General features: G+C 68.2%; 14 protein-coding genes. 9 read left to right on the top strand and 5 right to left on the bottom strand.

The window, feature by feature from the left end; genetic code table 11:
- Positions 1 to 33 precede the first annotated feature (33 nt).
- From H9641_RS00955 to H9641_RS00920, 8 genes are all read left to right on the top strand, one after another.
- Complete coding sequence (locus H9641_RS00955; RefSeq protein ID WP_191800164.1) at positions 34 to 1,932, top strand: rhamnan synthesis F family protein; 1,899 nt, start codon at positions 34 to 36, stop codon at positions 1,930 to 1,932.
- A complete protein-coding gene (locus H9641_RS00950; RefSeq protein ID WP_318244308.1) occupies positions 1,929 to 3,200 on the top strand; it encodes an acyltransferase family protein in 1,272 nt (423 codons plus the stop codon). The genes H9641_RS00955 and H9641_RS00950 overlap by 4 nt, the downstream gene beginning before the upstream one ends.
- On the top strand, positions 3,197 to 4,399 hold the full coding sequence (locus H9641_RS00945) for an alginate O-acetyltransferase AlgX-related protein (protein WP_191800162.1): 1,203 nt from the start codon (positions 3,197 to 3,199) through the stop codon (positions 4,397 to 4,399). Before H9641_RS00950 ends, H9641_RS00945 begins: the two co-directional genes overlap by 4 nt.
- A gap of 75 nt (positions 4,400 to 4,474) precedes the next feature.
- Positions 4,475 to 5,518, top strand: coding sequence for an NAD-dependent epimerase/dehydratase family protein (locus H9641_RS00940; RefSeq protein WP_318244307.1), 1,044 nt, complete (start codon positions 4,475 to 4,477; stop codon positions 5,516 to 5,518).
- On the top strand, positions 5,505 to 6,386 hold the full coding sequence (locus tag H9641_RS00935; RefSeq protein WP_318244306.1) for an ABC transporter permease: 882 nt from the start codon (positions 5,505 to 5,507) through the stop codon (positions 6,384 to 6,386). The genes H9641_RS00940 and H9641_RS00935 overlap by 14 nt, the downstream gene beginning before the upstream one ends.
- Positions 6,383 to 7,630 carry an ABC transporter ATP-binding protein gene (locus H9641_RS00930; protein ID WP_318244305.1) on the top strand — a complete coding sequence of 416 codons (1,248 nt, stop codon included), beginning with the start codon at positions 6,383 to 6,385 and terminating at the stop codon, positions 7,628 to 7,630. The genes H9641_RS00935 and H9641_RS00930 overlap by 4 nt, the downstream gene beginning before the upstream one ends.
- Positions 7,617 to 8,735: a glycosyltransferase family 4 protein gene (locus tag H9641_RS00925; protein ID WP_191800156.1), complete on the top strand. Its 1,119-nt coding sequence runs from the start codon at positions 7,617 to 7,619 to the stop codon at positions 8,733 to 8,735. Before H9641_RS00930 ends, H9641_RS00925 begins: the two co-directional genes overlap by 14 nt.
- Positions 8,732 to 9,697: a glycosyltransferase family 2 protein gene (locus tag H9641_RS00920; protein WP_191800154.1), complete on the top strand. Its 966-nt coding sequence runs from the start codon at positions 8,732 to 8,734 to the stop codon at positions 9,695 to 9,697. Before H9641_RS00925 ends, H9641_RS00920 begins: the two co-directional genes overlap by 4 nt.
- Before the next feature lie 159 nt (positions 9,698 to 9,856).
- Here H9641_RS00920 and rfbD read toward each other — a convergent pair whose 3' ends face one another.
- Both rfbD and rfbB read right to left on the bottom strand, forming a co-directional pair.
- Complete coding sequence (gene rfbD, locus H9641_RS00915) at positions 9,857 to 10,714, bottom strand: dTDP-4-dehydrorhamnose reductase (RefSeq protein WP_191800152.1); 858 nt, start codon at positions 10,712 to 10,714, stop codon at positions 9,857 to 9,859.
- A 49-nt stretch (positions 10,715 to 10,763) separates the two neighbouring features.
- Entirely contained in the window at positions 10,764 to 11,762 is a 999-nt protein-coding gene (gene rfbB / locus H9641_RS00910; protein ID WP_191800150.1) for a dTDP-glucose 4,6-dehydratase, read from the bottom strand.
- Between the two features lie 187 nt (positions 11,763 to 11,949).
- Between rfbB and H9641_RS00905 the strand changes: the two genes are divergently transcribed.
- Entirely contained in the window at positions 11,950 to 12,921 is a 972-nt protein-coding gene (locus H9641_RS00905) for a class I SAM-dependent methyltransferase (protein WP_191800148.1), read from the top strand.
- Between the two features lie 68 nt (positions 12,922 to 12,989).
- Here H9641_RS00905 and H9641_RS00900 read toward each other — a convergent pair whose 3' ends face one another.
- From H9641_RS00900 to H9641_RS00890, 3 genes are all read right to left on the bottom strand, one after another.
- Positions 12,990 to 13,841 (bottom strand): NAD-dependent epimerase/dehydratase family protein, encoded by an 852-nt coding sequence (locus tag H9641_RS00900; protein ID WP_318244304.1) that lies wholly within the window; start codon positions 13,839 to 13,841, stop codon positions 12,990 to 12,992.
- A 105-nt stretch (positions 13,842 to 13,946) separates the two neighbouring features.
- Entirely contained in the window at positions 13,947 to 15,230 is a 1,284-nt protein-coding gene (locus H9641_RS00895; RefSeq protein ID WP_191800144.1) for a polysaccharide biosynthesis protein, read from the bottom strand.
- Entirely contained in the window at positions 15,227 to 16,291 is a 1,065-nt protein-coding gene (locus H9641_RS00890; protein WP_191800142.1) for a glycosyltransferase, read from the bottom strand. Before H9641_RS00890 ends, H9641_RS00895 begins: the two co-directional genes overlap by 4 nt.
- Positions 16,292 to 16,397: the final 106 nt, after the last annotated feature.

Here is a 16,397-nt window from a genome sequence, read left to right as displayed (position 1 = left end):
TTGCCGAGCGAGCTCGCCATACGGAGGAATCGATTGAAGCGCGTTGCCATCTACCTGTTCTGGGCTGCTGACGGTCATGTGGACGACTACATCCCGTTCTGCCTCGAGGACTTGGGGCGCAGCGTCGAGACCATCATCTTCGTGTCCAACGGTCCGCTCGACGAGGACTCCCGAGCGCGGGTCGCGCCCTTCGTCGCGGAGATCGTCGAGAGAGAGAACGTCGGGCTCGACGTCGGCGGCTACCAGGAGGGGCTCGCGAGGCTCGGCGCCGACCGGTTGCGCGAGTACGACGAGCTCGTGCTGCTCAACTACACGTTCTTCGGTCCGGTCTACCCGTTCGCCGAGGTCTTCGAGCGCTCGGAGACCTGGAACGTCGACTTCTGGGGACTCACCGATCACGGTGAGGTCACCCCGCACCCGTTCGCCGCGAAGAGGACCATGCACGGCCACATCCAGTCCCACTGGATCGCGGTCCGACGGTCGCTCTTCGACACCGACGCGTTCCGAGCGTACTGGGACACCATGCCCCCCATCGCGACCTACAACGACTCGGTCGACAACCACGAGGCTCGGTTTACGCACCACTTCGAAGAGCTCGGATACGGCAGCATGGTGGCGTTCCCCGAGCGCAACTACCCGACCAACCATCCTGCGATCGACACGCCTGTCCTGCTGCTGAACGATCGCTGCCCGATCGTCAAGCGCCGTCTCTTCTTCCAGGACCCGCTCTACATGAACGACAACGCGGTCATCGGGCGAGACATGATCGAGAAGCTGCGGACCACGGACTATCCGTTGCGGCTCGTCTGGCAGAACATCTCGCACTCGGCAGAGCCACGGGTCGTGTCGACGAACATGACCCTGACGCACGTGCTCCCCGACGTGCCGGTCGGCAGCGGGAGCGGTTCCGACGTCTCGATGGCCGTCCTGGTGCACGTCTTCTACGAGTCGATGATCGACGAGCTCATGGACTCGATCGATCACGTCCCGGTCCCGTACGACCTGTACATCACGACCACGGACACGCTCAAGAAGGAGTTCATCGAGCGCCGCCTCCTGGCTCGTGGGCGCGAGCAGTTCGACGTCCGGGTGCTCGAGTCGAACCGTGGTCGTGACATCACCGCCTTCCTGATCGGGCTGCGGGACGTCCTCCTGGACCCGAAGTACGACGTGATGCTCAAGCTGCACTCCAAGAAGTCCGCCCAGGACGGGTTCACGATCGGTGAGTGGTTCAAGCGTCACCTGATGGAGAACCTGCTGAGCTCCCCGGGGTACGTCCAGAACGTCCTCGACCTGTTCGGCGACGACGAGTCGGTCGGCATGGTGTTCCCTCCCGTGGTGCAGATCGGTTACGCGACGCTGGGCAAGGCCTGGTACGCCAACAAGAAGCCGGCCATGGCGCTCGCGAAGCGACTGGGGATCGACGTCGCGTTCGACGCCACCACCCCGCTGTCGCCGTATGGCTCGATGTTCTACTTCCGTCCTGCTGCGCTCCGTCCGCTGCTCGACGCAGAGTTCACCTGGAGCGACTTCCCGCTGGAGGGGCAGTACGCCGACGGCTCCCTGGCCCACGTGGTCGAGCGGCTCTTCAGCTACTCGGCGCTGTCGCAGCAGTACATGGTGCACACCGTGATCAACACGACGAACGCTGCCATCAACTACAACTTCCTCGAGTACAAGCTCAGCGCCCTGAGCTCGCGGCTGCCCGGAACCATCACCGAGCAGAACGAGTACCTGGAGTCGATCACCGGTCTCCCCAACGTGCTCGTCGCGATCAAGCGTTCGGTGGCTCTGCGCCACCCCCGTGTCGCCAGCATGCTCAGGCCGGCCTATCGGGGCGTCCGAGGGGTCCGACGGATTCCCGGGAACCTGGCCAGAGGGATCAAGGGCGGCCCCGCCGCGACGGCGAGCCAGGACGAGGACCTCACGTGACCGCAGGTGTCTTCTCAGTCCCCCGAAAGCTGCGCCTGCAAGGGGGGCCGCTCTCGCTCGTCGAAGCGTTCGACCCCCGGGCCAACAGCATCGGATTCCTCCGTTGGCTCATGGCGTTCCTCGTCATCTTCAGCCACGCCGGCCCGATCGCCGGCTTCTACGGCGGCCACGACCTCGGGGTCCAGATCAGCTCGGAGCAGTCGATCGGTGGCGTCGCGGTCGCGGGCTTCTTCTTCTTCAGCGGGTTCCTCATCGCACGCTCGCGGATGGGCTCGTCGACCATCTGGCGCTATCTCTGGCGCCGCTGCCTCCGCATCTTCCCGGCATTCTGGGCCACCCTCCTGCTGGTCGTCCTCGTCTTCGCCCCGATCGCCTGGTGGCACACGACCGGCTCGATCGCTGGTTACTGGGGTGTGAACTACGAGTCACCGCTCACCTACTTCTCCAACAACATGTGGTTGGACCTGGGGCAGCGCAACATCGCTGGCATGGGTGCCGAGCTGCCTTATGCGCAGCTGCACGGTGGCTACGACTGGAACGGGTCGGCCTGGACGCTGAGGTACGAGTTCCTGGCATACATCATCGTTGCGATCCTCGGTCTCTTCGGCGCGCTGGCGAACCGCATGGTCGGTGGGATCTTCTGTGCCGTGATCCTGGGGCTCAACGCGATGCAGTGGTCCGGCGCGGCCACCCTGTGGTCCGTCAACCCGATCTTCTCGGACCCTTTCCTCCTGATGTTCCTTGCACCCTTCTGCTTCGGGGTCCTCTTCACGCTCTTCGGTGACAAGATCCCGGTCGACGACCGTCTCGCGATCGGAGCCCTGATCTTCAGTGCGCTGACCTACGCGTACGGTGGCTGGAACGTCCTCGGCCAGTTCGGCTTCCTCTACTTCCTCATGTGGTTCGCCGTGCGTGGTCGGATCACCAACTGGGAGAAGCACGGAGACTTCAGCTACGGGATCTACATCACCGCCTGGCCGGTCATGACCCTCGGTGCATTCTTCGGCCTGCAGAACTACGGATGGGCGGTCTACCACGTCGTGGTGATCGTCGCGACGCACGTGCTGGCCTATCTTTCGTGGCACCTCATCGAGTCTCCTGCGATGAGCCTCAAGAACTGGACCCCGCGGTTCCTCGAGCGCGGGATCGCCCGCATGAGGCCCGCGACCACGTTCCTGCGGGAGGAGCTCGTCAACGTCGACTACTCGTCGACTCCGTACGCCAGCCGGATGCGCAAGCAGCGGCAGTCAGCAGAAGGACAGTCATGAGCGAGCCCCTGCAGGGCGCGGGGGAGCAGACCTCCGCTCCGACGACCTCGACAGCGCCTGGTGTCCGCCCGCGGACGCCACTGCTGCCGCGTCGTTCCTACATCCCGCTCGTGACGCTCGTCGTGCTCTCGGCACTCATGGCTGGCCTGGGTGTCGCCACGACACGAGGGTGGCTCGATGCCGAGGCGGTAGGTGTCGCGAGCACCCCGAAGTCCTGCCGATCCGAGGTCGTCCCTGGAGACCCGACGATCTGGACGGGGCCCAGGACACCCGAGTCGGAAGCGGTCTTCGCCGAGAACACGGCAGACCTGCCGTACCCGGGAGTGCCAGGCCGCGACGGCTTCGTCTTCTGGTCCGACATCCAGGCCAACAACTTCTCGGACATGCTCGGTCGGGCTCCCTGGCTCGACGAGCAGCGCGACCAGTGGCGTGACTACTTCGACGATCTGCAGGCGGGGCTGGCGCGCGAGGGAACCGACCTGATCGTTGTCGTCGCTCCCTCGTCGGGCGCCGTCTACCCGGAGATGCTCCCCGACTGGGCGCAGCCCTTGCGTGGCCTGACGCACTTCGACCAGCTGCTCGAGGTCTCCGGAGACCTCCCGATCGTGGACGTCCGCGGCGACCTGCAGGCCGCAGCGGAGGACGAGTGGGTCTACAGCGCGGTCAACAGCCATTGGACCCCCTACGGTGCGTCGGTGGCCTGGGAGTCGATCAGCGACTGCCTCCAGGACCTGTACCCGAACTCCGACTACGACGGGCTGGTGAGCGGGAAGGTCGTCGAGGTCCAGAGGCAGGCCCCGCCGAACGAGTTCGCCGAGTGGGGCGTCGAGGCGCCGCGGGACGACTGGACCGTCCCGACCCTTGACCCGGAGCCGGTGGTCACCACCCGCACCGCGGCCGACGGGACGGAGTCGGAGCTCTCCTGGCCCGGTGGCGTAGACCTGCTCGAGCTCCCCGTGACGACCGCCGGCGGAGAGATCCCCAAGAAGGCGCTCGTCCTGGGTGACTCGCAAGGAACCGCCCTGTCGGCGTTCTGGGCAGGCTCGTTCGAGTCGACGTTCCAGATCCGTCACCACCTGGACGATCCGAGCCAGCGCGCCAACGTCCTTCACGCCGCACGGACGTCCGGTGCCGACCTGGTCGTCTTCGAGCTGACGGAGAGATATCTGAGCCTGCAGCCACCCACGATCCTCAGCTGACGTGTTGGTGGAAGGGCCCCGGTGGGGCGCATGCCAGATGTATGGAGGGAGTACGGATCGATGACGACGTGTGTGGTGACAGGCGGTGCAGGCTTCATCGGGTGCGCACTGTCCTCTTCCCTGGCCGAACGCTTCGACCAGGTGGTGGCGATCGACAACCTGCATCCGCAGGTGCACTCCGACCGGTCACGACCCGAGGGGCTCGACCCCAGGGTGGAGCTCGTCGTCGGAGACGTGACGGAGGCGGCGGACTGGGATGACCTTCTCGATCGGTTCGTCCCTGACGTGATCGTGCACCTCGCCGCGGAGACCGGGACTGCTCAGTCGCTCAGCGAGGCGAGCCGGCACGGACTGGTCAACGTCGTGGGTACCACCCGCATGCTCGATGCGCTGGCGCGCCGTGGGATCCGACCACGTTCCATCGTCCTGACGTCGTCCCGAGCGGTCTACGGGGAAGGGGCGTGGCGGGACTCCGTCACCGGGGAGGTCACCTTTCCGGGACAGCGTTCGAGCGAGATGCTCACGGCGCACCAGTGGGTCTTCCCGGGGCTCGAACCGCTGCCGCACCGGTCGCACGACGTCCGAGCGATGCCCTCGAGCGTCTACGGGTCCACCAAGCTGTGCCAGGAGAACCTCGTGTCGGCCTGGTGCCGTTCGATGGGAGTGGCGGCCGTGCTCTTCCGCCTGCAGAACGTCTACGGGCCGGGTCAGTCGCTGACCAACCCCTACACCGGGATCGTCCCGCTCTTCGCCCGGACGGCCAAGGCCGGCCAGTCGATCCCGGTCTACGAGGACGGCGAGATCGTCAGGGACTTCGTCTACATCGACGACGTGGCACGCGCGATCGTCGCAGGGACGGACCTCGTCACCACGACGACGGACCCCATCGACATCGGCTCAGGGCAGGGGACGACCATCATGGAACTCGCGACCGTGGTCGCGAAGAGGTACGGCGCCCCGGCGCCGCACGTGACCGGACAGTTCCGCGAGGGGGACGTGCGTTCGGGCGTGGCAGACATCGAAGCGGCGAAGGCCGTGCTGGCATGGCGCCCTGCTGTGCCGGTGGAACGAGGGATTGGCCGACTGTGCGATTGGATCGATGGCAGTGAGCAGCATTGACAGAGGGGTGGCCGAGCCCACGGGGAGTGAAGAGTTCCGTCACACCATCGGCCTGATCTGGAACCTCGCGCGACGTCAGCTCAGCTCCCAGTACAAGCGCACGATGCTCGGGCGGGTGTGGTCGCTGCTCAACCCGCTCGCATCGATCGCCATCTACTCCCTCGTGTTCGGACTGGTGATGCGCGGGGGTGTCGCACCCGGCACGAACTCGGGAATCACCTCGTTCGCGGTGTGGATCGCGATCGGGGTCATCGCCTGGGGCTATCTCTCCGGGTCGATCATGTCGGGCATGAACTCGCTGACGTCCAACACGGCGCTGCTGACCAAGGTGTACTTCCCGCGCTGGGTGCTGCTGGTCTCGGAGATGGTCGCGAACACGATCAACCACCTTCCCGAGATCGCGATCCTGATCGTTCTCGTGCTCTTCGTCGGGGGACCGGGGGTCCTTCCCTTCGTGCCCTTGCTCCTCGGAGTCGTGCTGCTGACCGGTTTGTTCGCTACCGGGGTCGGTCTCGTCCTCTCGCTGGGAATGGTCTACTTCCGCGACCTGTCGTACCTCTGGGGGATCTTCAACCAGATCTGGCTGTACATCTCGGGGATCGTCTTTCCGTTGACGTTGCTGGTCACCGTGCAGAACGATCTCTACGACGAGGGGTGGGAGTTCCGCGGTGAACCGATCCCGCTCGCGCAGATCGCACGACTGAATCCTGCGCAGCTCTACGTCGAGGCGTACCGCAGCATCTTGTACGACTTCGCCGCCCCCTCTCTCGGGGTCTGGCTCGGCTGCCTCGCGTGGGCTGTACTTGCACTGACTGCTGGGATCCTGGTGTTCCGCAAGCACAGTGCGCGGATTGTGGAGGCACTGTGAGCACGTCAGCCGTAACCGTGGACAACGTCTCCAAGACGTTCCGGATGTACACGAACCGGAGCCAGTCCTTGAAGTCGCTGTTCGTCGACCGTCGCCGGTCGCAGTACGAGGACTTTTGGGCTCTCCGAGACGTCGCGCTGGAGATCCCGGAGGGCAAGACCTTCGGTCTCCTGGGCAACAACGGCTCGGGCAAGTCGACGCTCCTCAAGTGCATCGCCAAGATCTTGACCCCCAACCAGGGGACCATCACGAGCCGTGGACGCATGGCCGCCATGCTCGAGGTGGGATCCGGGTTCCACCCTGAGCTGACCGGGCGAGAGAACGTCTACCTGAACGGCTCGATCCTCGGCATGAGTCGCCACGAGGTCGACCGGAAGTTCGACGACATCGTCGACTTCGCCGGCATCGGTACGTTCATCGACCAACCGGTCAAGAACTACTCGTCCGGCATGTACGTGCGACTGGGGTTCGCGGTGTCGATCCACGTCGAACCCGAGATCCTTCTGGTGGACGAGATCCTGGCGGTCGGGGACGCGGAGTTCCAAGAGCGCTGCATGGGGAAGTTCGCCGACTTCCGTCGGGAGGGGCGGACGGTCGTCGTGGTGAGCCACGGTCTGGAGCAGATGCGCAGCTTCTGCGACGAGGCCGCCTGGCTGTCGCACGGCGAGCTCAAGGGCACCGGACCGGTCAGCGAAGTCATCGAGCAGTACTCGGAGGCAGCCCACCTCGCCAAGCCCGTCGAGGGAGGGGGCGCCCGTATCGGATCGGGTGACGCCCAGATCACCCGGATGGAATGGCTCCATCCGGACGGCCGTGACGCGCGGACGTGCCGGACGGGCGACGAGATCCGGATCCGCCTGCACTACACGGCGTCGGAGACCATCGAACGGCCGGTCTTCGGCGTCTCGGTCCAGACGCTCGACGACCGTCTCATCTGGGGGCACCACGCCCAGGACTCCGACTACGTGCCGCAGAGCATCGAGCCGGGTGACGGGTCGATCGACGTGGTGATCCCCAGCCTGCCCTTGCGTCCGGACACCTACACGTTGTCCGCGTCGATCCAGGGGCCCGGAACGTCGCACCTGATCGACGGCTACCTGCGCGGGCTGACCTTCACGGTGGTGCCCACGGGGCGCACCGAGTCGGGTGGATACGTGGTCTTCGGATCTCACTTCGAGCGGCTGACACCGCCGCGCCCCATGGTCACGTCCCCGAGGAACGACGTCGTCGATGCCACGAAGTGAGACCCCACGGGTCGCGCTGGTCGTCGAGCAGCTGTGGCAGCCCGTGCCCGGCGGGTCCGGCACCTACGTCCGTGAGCTCGCCAACGGCCTCGTCCGCTCGGGCGCCGCACGCGTGCGGGGGATCCGGGCCCACGGTGCGGCGGGAGAGCTCCAGGGGCTGGATCCGAGGGTCCCGGTGAGCATGTCTCGCCTTCCGAGAAGGGTGCTGTACGAGTCCTGGCGTCGGCTGCGCACACCCCGGGTTCCCGGTGGGCGCGACCTCGACCTTGTCCATGCCACCACGTGGGCCATTCCGCCTGCCCCCGTCCCGCTCGTGGTGACGGTGCACGACCTCGCGTTCCTGCGCGAGCCCGAGCACTTCACGAAGCACGGGGCGGCCTACTTCCGAGACGCGCTCGCGGTCACGCGCGAGGAGGCCGCGGTGGTGATCGTCCCGTCCGAGGCCACGGCTCGAGACTGTGTGTCCGCGGGCATCGATCGTGGACGCGTCCGAGTGGTCCCGCACGGGGTCACGTCCGAGCAGGTCTCCGCGGACGACGTCGCCGGCTTCCGGCGACGCAACGGGCTCGAACGCCCCTACCTCCTGTGGGTCGGCACTCTCGAGCCGCGCAAGAATCTGCCGACGTTGCTCCGGGCCTACTCGGAGCTCAGGTCGGACGGGACCCAGCTGGACCTCGTGCTCGTCGGACCCACGGGGTGGGGCGAGACCGCGGACGAGGTGAACAGGGCCATCGAGGTGAACGGCCCGGACCGGGTGCATCGGCTGGGCAAGCTGAGCCAGCACGACCTCCAGGCGGCATACGCGGGGGCACGAGCCTTCTGCTTCCCGTCCGTGTGGGAGGGCTTCGGCCTCCCGGTGCTCGAGGCGCAGGCGCACGGCACTCCCGTCGTGACGTCGCGCGGCACCTCGATGGAAGAAATCTGCGGTCCGAGCGCACTGTCGGTCGATCCGCTGGACGTCCCGGCGTTGGCCGAGGCACTGCTTCTCGCGACGGGGGACAGGCATGACGAGCTGGCCGCTGCAGGGCGCGCGAACAGCTCGCGTTTCACGTGGGACGCGGCAGTCACCGCTACCGCAGCGGTCTACCGCGAGGTGATCTCGTGACCGAACCTCTGGTGAGGGCCGTCGTCGTCAACTGGAACGGTGAGGCGCTCCTCCGGCCGTGCCTGGACTCGCTGGTCGCCCAGGACCTTCCGCCGGGTTCTCTGGAGACGGTGGTGGTCGACAACGCCTCGCACGACGGCTCCGTGGATCTTCTGCGCAGGGAGTACCCGTCTGTCCGGCTGGTGCAGAACGCGACGAACCGTGGATTCGCCGGCGGTGTCAACGCGGGGCTCGACGACCTACGCGCGCCGTACGTCGTCCTGCTGAACAACGACGCGCGGTTCGAGCCGGATGCCGTCCGACGGATGATCGAGCTGCTCGAGGAGCCGGGCAACGAGGACGTCGGTGCTGTCACGGCCCTGATCCTGCTGGAAGGTCGGACCGGCGAAGGCGCCCCCCTGGTCAACTCGACCGGGAACGTGGTCTCACGGTCCGGCTCGGCCACGGATCGGGACTGGCTCACGCCGTTGAACCGGTTGTCGGCTCCGCAGGACGTCTTCGGCTTCTGCGGGGGTGCGGTGGTGCTGAGGACGGCCGCGCTGGACCAGGTGGGTCAGTTCGACGACTCGCTCTTCCTGTACTACGAGGACACCGACCTCTCGTGGCGCTTGCGCGCCGGCGGATGGCGGATCCTGTTCCACAGGGAGGCCGTCGCGTGGCACCGGCACGCGCAGAGCTCCGACTCGACGAGCGCCCTGTTCCGCTACTACAACAACCGCAACGCGCTGCTCGTGTTCGCGCGCTACGCACCCTTCTCGGTGGTCGTCAGGGCGTTCGCGCGTCAGGTGGTCGCGCCGTTGCGGCACGTCCTGCGCCGCGACGAGCGACCGGAACTGCTGCGTGCGCGGATCCGTGCCCTGGCGCAGGCTTGTCGGCGGATGCCCGTCGAGCGGCGTGCTGCCCGTGGGGCTCGACGACGGCTCGCCGCGCAGGGGGGGCTGGACTCGCCGTTCGAGCGCTAGGTCCTCGGCGCGGATCGTCCGGTCCACGGGCCTCGTGGTCCAGGTTCGTGTCCGTTCCGGGTCGCTGGAGGCGGTCCGGAACGGGCCCGGGTGCCATGGCCTGCTCGACACGGGCGGCGTCGTGCCTTCGGGAGCGCTGGATCGGCGCGCCCGAAGGCGTCAGTGCCGGGTCGCAGCGAGGACCGAACCGGCAGCCTTGCTCCAACGCTCCTGCCACGTGCCGATGGGGTCGACCCCCACCGCCCGCAAGGAACCGTGATCGAGCACGGAGTATGTCGGACGAGGAGCAGGACGTACGAAGGCCTCGCTCGTCGTCGGGCGAACCAGCCCTCGATCCATCCCCGCTGCTGCGACGGCCTCGGCCGCGAACTCGAACCAGGAGGCGCTGCCCTGCGACGTCGCGTGGTAGACGCCGCCGGGCACCTCGGCGTCGACCGCACGCAGCACCAGGTCGGCGACATCGACCGTCCACGTCGGCTGGCCGTGCTGGTCGTCGACCACGTCCAGCCCGCCCCGCTCCGCCGCGAGCTTCACGATCGTCCGTGGGAAGCACACGCCGCCCGCCCCGTACAGGTACGCGGTCCGCATGATCAGGTGCTGGGAGCCGAGCGCCGCGACAGCCCACTCGCCTGCGGCCTTGGTGCGCCCGTAGGCCGTCGCGGGGTTCTGCGGGGCGTCTGCGGCGTAAGGAGTGCGCGCCGACCCGTCGAACACGTAGTCGGTGGAGATCTGCACGAGACGCGCGCCGACCGAGGATGCAGAACGCGCGAGGTTTGCCGCGCCCGTTGCATTGACGGCGAAGGCCTCGGCCTCACGCTCCTCGGCCAGGTCGACCGCCGTCCACGCTGCACAGTTCACGACCACGTCGGCGCCACGGAGGAGCCGATCGCACGCAGCGGGGTCGGTGATGTCGAGGTCGCCCCGGTCGAGCGCCTCGACCGACCGACCCTCGCCCTCCAGGCGTGCGACGACGTCCTGGCCGAGCATCCCGGCCGCGCCGATCACGATCCACTGCATGTAAGAACTCCTCGTCCTGGCCAGGGCCGGCGATGGTGAAAGGGGACGCTCAGGCCTGGCCGGAGAGCTCGTACTTGGCTTCGGTGGCAGCCTTCACCGGACGCCACCACGCCTCGTTCTCGCGGTACCAGGTCACCGTCGCCTCCAGACCGGCACGGAAGTCCGTGTAGCGAGGAGTCCAACCCAGCTCGGTCCGCAGAAGGCTCGAGTCGATCGCGTAGCGCAGGTCGTGGCCGGGGCGGTCGTTGACGTGGTCGAAGTCGTCGGCAGGGCGGCCGAAGATCTCGAGGAGCGTCCGTACGACGTCCAGGTTGTTGACCTCTCCGTCGGCACCGATGAGGTACGTCTGGCCGATCCGGCCTCCGTCGATGATCGCCCACACCGCGGAGTTGTGGTCCTCGACGTGGATCCAGTCACGGACGTTGAGGCCTGCCCCGTAGAGCTTGGGGCGGACGCCGTCGATCAGGTTGGTGATCTGGCGCGGGATGAACTTCTCGACGTGCTGGTACGGGCCGTAGTTGTTGGAGCAGTTCGAGATCGTGGCCTGCACACCGAACGACCGCGCCCAGGCGCGCACCAGCATGTCGCTCGACGCCTTCGTGGACGAGTACGGCGACGAAGGGTTGTAGGGCGTGCTCTCGGTGAATCGCGCGGGGTCGTCCAGCTCGAGGTCTCCGTACACCTCGTCGGTCGAGATGTGGTGGTAGCGCACACCGTGCCGACGAACCGCCTCGAGCAGCGTGTAGGTGCCGATGACGTTCGTCTGCACGAACGGCCACGGGTCGTCGAGGGAGTTGTCGTTGTGGGACTCGGCGGCGAAGTGCACGACGAGGTCGGCGGCGGCGACGAGCCCGTCCACGAGCGACGCGTCAGCGATGTCTCCTTCGACGAAGGTGATCGCGTCCGCGACGGAGGCGAGGGAGGACTTGTCCCCTGCGTACGTCAGCGCGTCGAGGACCGTGACCTGGACGTCCGGACGTTCCCGGACCGTCTGGTGGACGAAGTTCGATCCGATGAAGCCGGCTCCGCCGGTGACGAGCAGACGCATGGGGGTGTTCCTCCTGAACGTGGTGTGGCCTGCAAGCCTACCGAACCGAAGGATGGCCTCGTGCGCCCCAGGTCGGGTGACGTCGGGCTCTCGACGTGTGAGTACGCTTGCCGACATCGATCGCTCGGCTGCTCGTCATCTTCCGGTCGCGCACAGCCGCGCTTCCCTTCGTCGAAGGAGACCGTCCATGCCGTCGAAGTACGCTTTCGACTTCGATCCACAAGAGACCAACACGAGCCACGGCCTCCTCGTCGGGATGGTCCCACCCAGGAGCCGCGTGCTCGACGTCGGTTGCGCCGCGGGATACCTGGGTGACGCGCTCAAGGACAAGGAGTGCATCGTGCGCGGGGTGGAGCTTGACCCCGTGGCGGCCGAGGAAGCACGGGCTCACCTCGCATCCGTGGTCGTCGCGGACGCGGAGACCCTCGACTATGCGGCGGAGTTCGGTGCCGAGGCCTTCGACGTCGTCGTCCTTGCGGACGTGCTCGAGCACGTCCGCAACCCGGCGCGGATCCTCGCCGGGGCGCTCTCCGTCCTCACCGAGGACGGGACCCTGGTGATCTCGATCCCCAACGTCGCTCACGGGTCGCTACGACTCGGGCTGCTGCAGGGGCGCTGGAACTACACGCCCCTCGGCCTGCTCGACGAGACCCATGTCCGGTTCGTCACCTGGGACACCCTCCAGGACCTGCTCACCGACGCGGGCATCGTCGTCACCGCCGCGTGGATGACCACGGCCGATCCTCTGGCGACCGAGGTCGACGTCGACCCCGCGCTGCTGCCGCAGGAGATCGTCGACTGGGTGCGCGCCCAGCCCCTGGCGCTCGGCTATCAGTTCGTCCTGTCCGCGCGTCGGGCCGTGCCCGGTGAGACGGCGCCGCAGGTCGAGCCGTTGCCTGCGGGGCCCGTCGTCACGCCGGCGGAGAGCCCCACGATCGTCTCGGCACGCGAGGAGGCTGATCGCCTCCGCCGCACGCTCGCGGACCGTGAGGACGAGCTCCGTGCTGCGAAGGAGATCATCGCCTACCACGAGGCGGCAGCCCTCGAGGCGGAGCAGAGGCTCCGTGACTCGGCCGCGTGGCGGGTGGGCAACGCGGTCGTGACACCGCTGCGGGCAGCCAAGCGTGCGTTCCGGCCGACAGACCCGGGCAAGGGCTGACTCCTGGCGGTGGTCCATGCCTCCGGGCGACGCCCGGTGCAGGGGGCGGCGTGGCCCGGAGGCATCGCTCAGGCCGAGGGATCGGCCTCGAGGACCTGGCGGATCTTGGTCGCGTCGCCCCACACGCCCGGGGAGTCGTAGGCGCGGTCGGGGAACGCGCCGTACGCGAGCGTGATGTCGTAGCCGTGCTGCGCGATGTACGCCTCGACCTCGTCTGCGAGGGACACGGGCTCGCCGGTGCAGCAGTTGATGACCCCCGTGACACGGGTCTGCAGGGCTACCGCGGCGATCTGCTCGGCAAGCTCGTCGACCTCGATGAAGTCGTACCGGTTCTTCCCGCTGGTGAAGGGGAACTCCCGCTGGCCGGACCGTGCGGCCGCGGCGATCTTGCCGAAGATCGAGCTGCCGCGCTCGTCGTCGCCGTGGATGTAGAAGCAGCGCAGCCACTGGACGGTCACGTCCTTGCCTTCGCTCACCACTCCCAGGCTGCGTCGCAGCGCGTCCTTGGCGATGCCGTACAGCGAGCGTGGGGCCGTCGGGGTCGACTCGTCGATCGCGCCCTCGTGGTAACCGACCTCGTGCATGGTCCCGAGGACGACCAGTTGTGGCACCCCCGCGGCGATCGCAGCCTCGAGGAAGCGCAGGTGGTCGGGAAGGCGGCGGATGTGGACCGGGTCGTTGTGGACGAAACCCTTCTCCCACGCGAGATGCACGACCACGTCGAGCTTCCCCGCTCGGTCGAACAGCCCTTCGGGGTCCGCGAAGATGTCGCCCGGGACCGCGACCACGCCCTCGGGGTATCGCGTGGAGGCATCCGGCGACCGGTCCGCGGCCACGACCGTGGCCCCTGCACGCATCAAGGCCTTGACCACATGGGCCCCGATGTAGCCGTTCGCTCCTGTCACAAGAATCCGAGTCACGCAGTCATTCTGCCGCATGTGAGGAAGGCGCTCGACCTCCGTCTGCCGTCGCGTCCGTGGTGCCGACGGCCCGGAGCCGCCGAGACGGACGGGTCGACCTGCGGTTCAGGCGTGGTCCGCGACGGCGCTCACGTGCCGTCCGACCATCCGCCACAGGACCACCAGGGCGACGCAGACTCCGACGACCGGGCCGACCAGGGCGCCGACGACGGCCGACAGGACGATGTCGAACGGGTTGAGGAGGAGCCACAGTGCGGTCGTGCCCGTGGCGGTGGCCCAGACGGTCGCCATCCAGCGGTAGCTGCCGAAGGCGATGAGCGCGGCGGAAGCGAGCTGCAGGAGGCCGAGGAAGCAGGCGGAGAAGACCAGGACGGCGATCGTCGCGGGGCTGACGACGTATTTCGCCCCGAGCGCGACCTGGACGGCCCACGGTCCGATGAACCACGCGACGAGGCCACCGACGAGGCCGACGGCCAGCGTGCCGGTCGCTGCGAGCACGAGAAGGCGGTGTGCGTCCTTGACGGTGTTCGTGCCGGCCTGCTGCCAGCGCAGGATCGTCGGTACTGCGAGAGCCTGGAGCGGGGCGACGAAGAGGAGCGGTAGACGGGAGACGGTGAGCGCCGCGAAGACCGCGCCGCCCGCCGCGCCGGGTGCCCCTCCCGAGAAGGCCGTGACCATCGTCGTGTACCCGGTGATCAGCGCGGCGGTCAGCGCAGCCCCGAGCATGAGCGATCCTGCGCGCCGCAGCGGGTCGAGCCAGGACCGGACGCCGAACCCTGCCTGGACCTGGGTCCGACGCAGCAACCGACGAGCGGGACCGACCCACCCGATCCACGCGAACGCGCCGACGGCGACCGCCGCGGCGGCGGAGCCGAGCGTGACCCCGACCGTGAGCCAGACGACGGCCAGGACGAGCAGTCGGGACGTGGGTTCGGCGACGACCAGGCCTGCGTAGCCCCGGATGTCGTCGGCACCGATCAGCAGCCCGCGCACCATGAACTGCGCGGCGAAGCCGAGCGTCGCGATGACCACGAGCACTCCCATGCCGCTCTCGGCATGACCGTAGAGACGGACGGAGACCGCCGGGAGGAGCGTCAGGGCCGCGACCGTGGTGGCGATGGCGCCCGCCGCGAGAGCGACGCGCAGGATCGGGGCCGAGTGGTCCTTCTCGCCTCCGGCCGACTGCCGGGCCGCCTCCTGCTCGACCATCGACATCGAGCTCGCGAGCCCGAAGAGCAGACCCCAGAAGGACATGAAGAGGGCAAACTCCGAGGTGGTCAGCGTGCGACCGACGACCGCGAGCAGAAGGTACCCCGCGACGCTGGAGACGGCGACTGCCGAGCCGACGCCGAGGATGCCCGAGGTGCGGGCGCGCTGCAGCAGGCTCACGAGGTGCGGGCGGAGCGTGCGCGCAGGGCTGACCGGGCCGCCAGGGCGTAGCCGCGCAGGACGCCTGCGCCGAAGAGAGCGACGAAGGGTGGGGTCATGACGGCGGCAGCGACCACGTGCCGCCGGCGTCCGCCGGCGGCAGCGACGGCTGCGGGCACGGCGGCCCACGCCAGGGCGATGGCAGGAAGGCCGACGACGGGCTTGAGGATCGCGGTGACGACGAGGGCGAAACCGATACCGGTGGCACCCAGGAGCGCGACCGTGAGCGGTGTCGACTGGCCGAGGTAGCTGTCGACGAAGGTGGTCCCACGGAAGAGGGCCTGCCGGCGGAACCCGCCCCAGCCCGACTTGCCGTGGTACGTGAACCTGAAGTCCGGTGCGAGCCAGATGCGTCGCTCGGTAGCAGCCGTGCGCAGGAGGCGGGTGTCGTCGCTGGCCAGGTGCTGGACGTCGTAGAGAGACTCGAAGGACTCGGCGAGCTGGGCGAAGTAGTCGCGCTCGATGAGCAGGCAACCAGTGCCCTTGGGGTAGCGGTCGAAGTCCTCTCCGCCGAAGGAGAGCACCCGAGGCGAACGCAGGTAGGAACGCCAGCCCACGCGGGCCAAGGCGTCCCAGAACGCGGCCGGCAGGTTGCCGCGCGTGTCGACCTCCACGTGACCGCACCACACGCGGGCCTCGGACAGGTCGGGCGCCTGCTCGACGAGCCAGCGCAGGGCGTCGGGATCGACGATGACCCGGGCGTCGAGCAGGAGCATCCACGGGTGGTGCGCGGCTCCGGCACCCGTCAGGCGGGCGGCCATCCGACCGGCGTTCGCCTGGCCGACCAGGCGCACACGAGGATCGTGCGCAGCGATCTCCTGCACGACCGCTGCGGTGGAGTCCGTGGAGCCGTCGTCGACGACGACGACGTCCAGCGGAAGCCCGGCCCGGTCGCCGGACTCCAGGATCGCGGTGAGCGACCGGCGGATCCACGCCTGCTCGTTGTACACGGGCACGACCACGCTGAGCGCCGTCAGCGCAGGTGCCGGGGGCAGGGGGGCGGTGGCTGGAATAGCGGTCACCGCCCTAGGTTAGCGGTTGCGCGGCAGGCCCCCGGTCGAGCGCCCCACGCTGCGGTCTCACCGCACGGGGACCTTGGCCCCGACCGTCCACCCCCCCCCCCCGGCC

It is taken from the genome of Oerskovia merdavium (genome assembly GCF_014836755.1).
In the GTDB taxonomy this organism is placed as follows: domain Bacteria; phylum Actinomycetota; class Actinomycetes; order Actinomycetales; family Cellulomonadaceae; genus Oerskovia; species Oerskovia merdavium.
Note: the sequence above shows the minus strand (reverse complement) of the source record. Positions and strands in the feature narration are given on the sequence as shown.

What these genes read in the sequence shown, in the direction of transcription:
- H9641_RS00945 (WP_191800162.1), top strand. Translation starts at nt 3,197, where the DNA reads ATGAGCGAGCCCCTGCAGGGCGCGGGGGAGCAGACCTCCGCTCCGACG.
- H9641_RS00925 (WP_191800156.1), top strand. Translation starts at nt 7,617, where the DNA reads ATGCCACGAAGTGAGACCCCACGGGTCGCGCTGGTCGTCGAGCAGCTG.
- rfbD (WP_191800152.1), bottom strand. Translation starts at nt 10,714, where the DNA reads ATGCAGTGGATCGTGATCGGCGCGGCCGGGATGCTCGGCCAGGACGTC.
- rfbB (WP_191800150.1), bottom strand. Translation starts at nt 11,762, where the DNA reads ATGCGTCTGCTCGTCACCGGCGGAGCCGGCTTCATCGGATCGAACTTC.
- H9641_RS00905 (WP_191800148.1), top strand. Translation starts at nt 11,950, where the DNA reads ATGCCGTCGAAGTACGCTTTCGACTTCGATCCACAAGAGACCAACACG.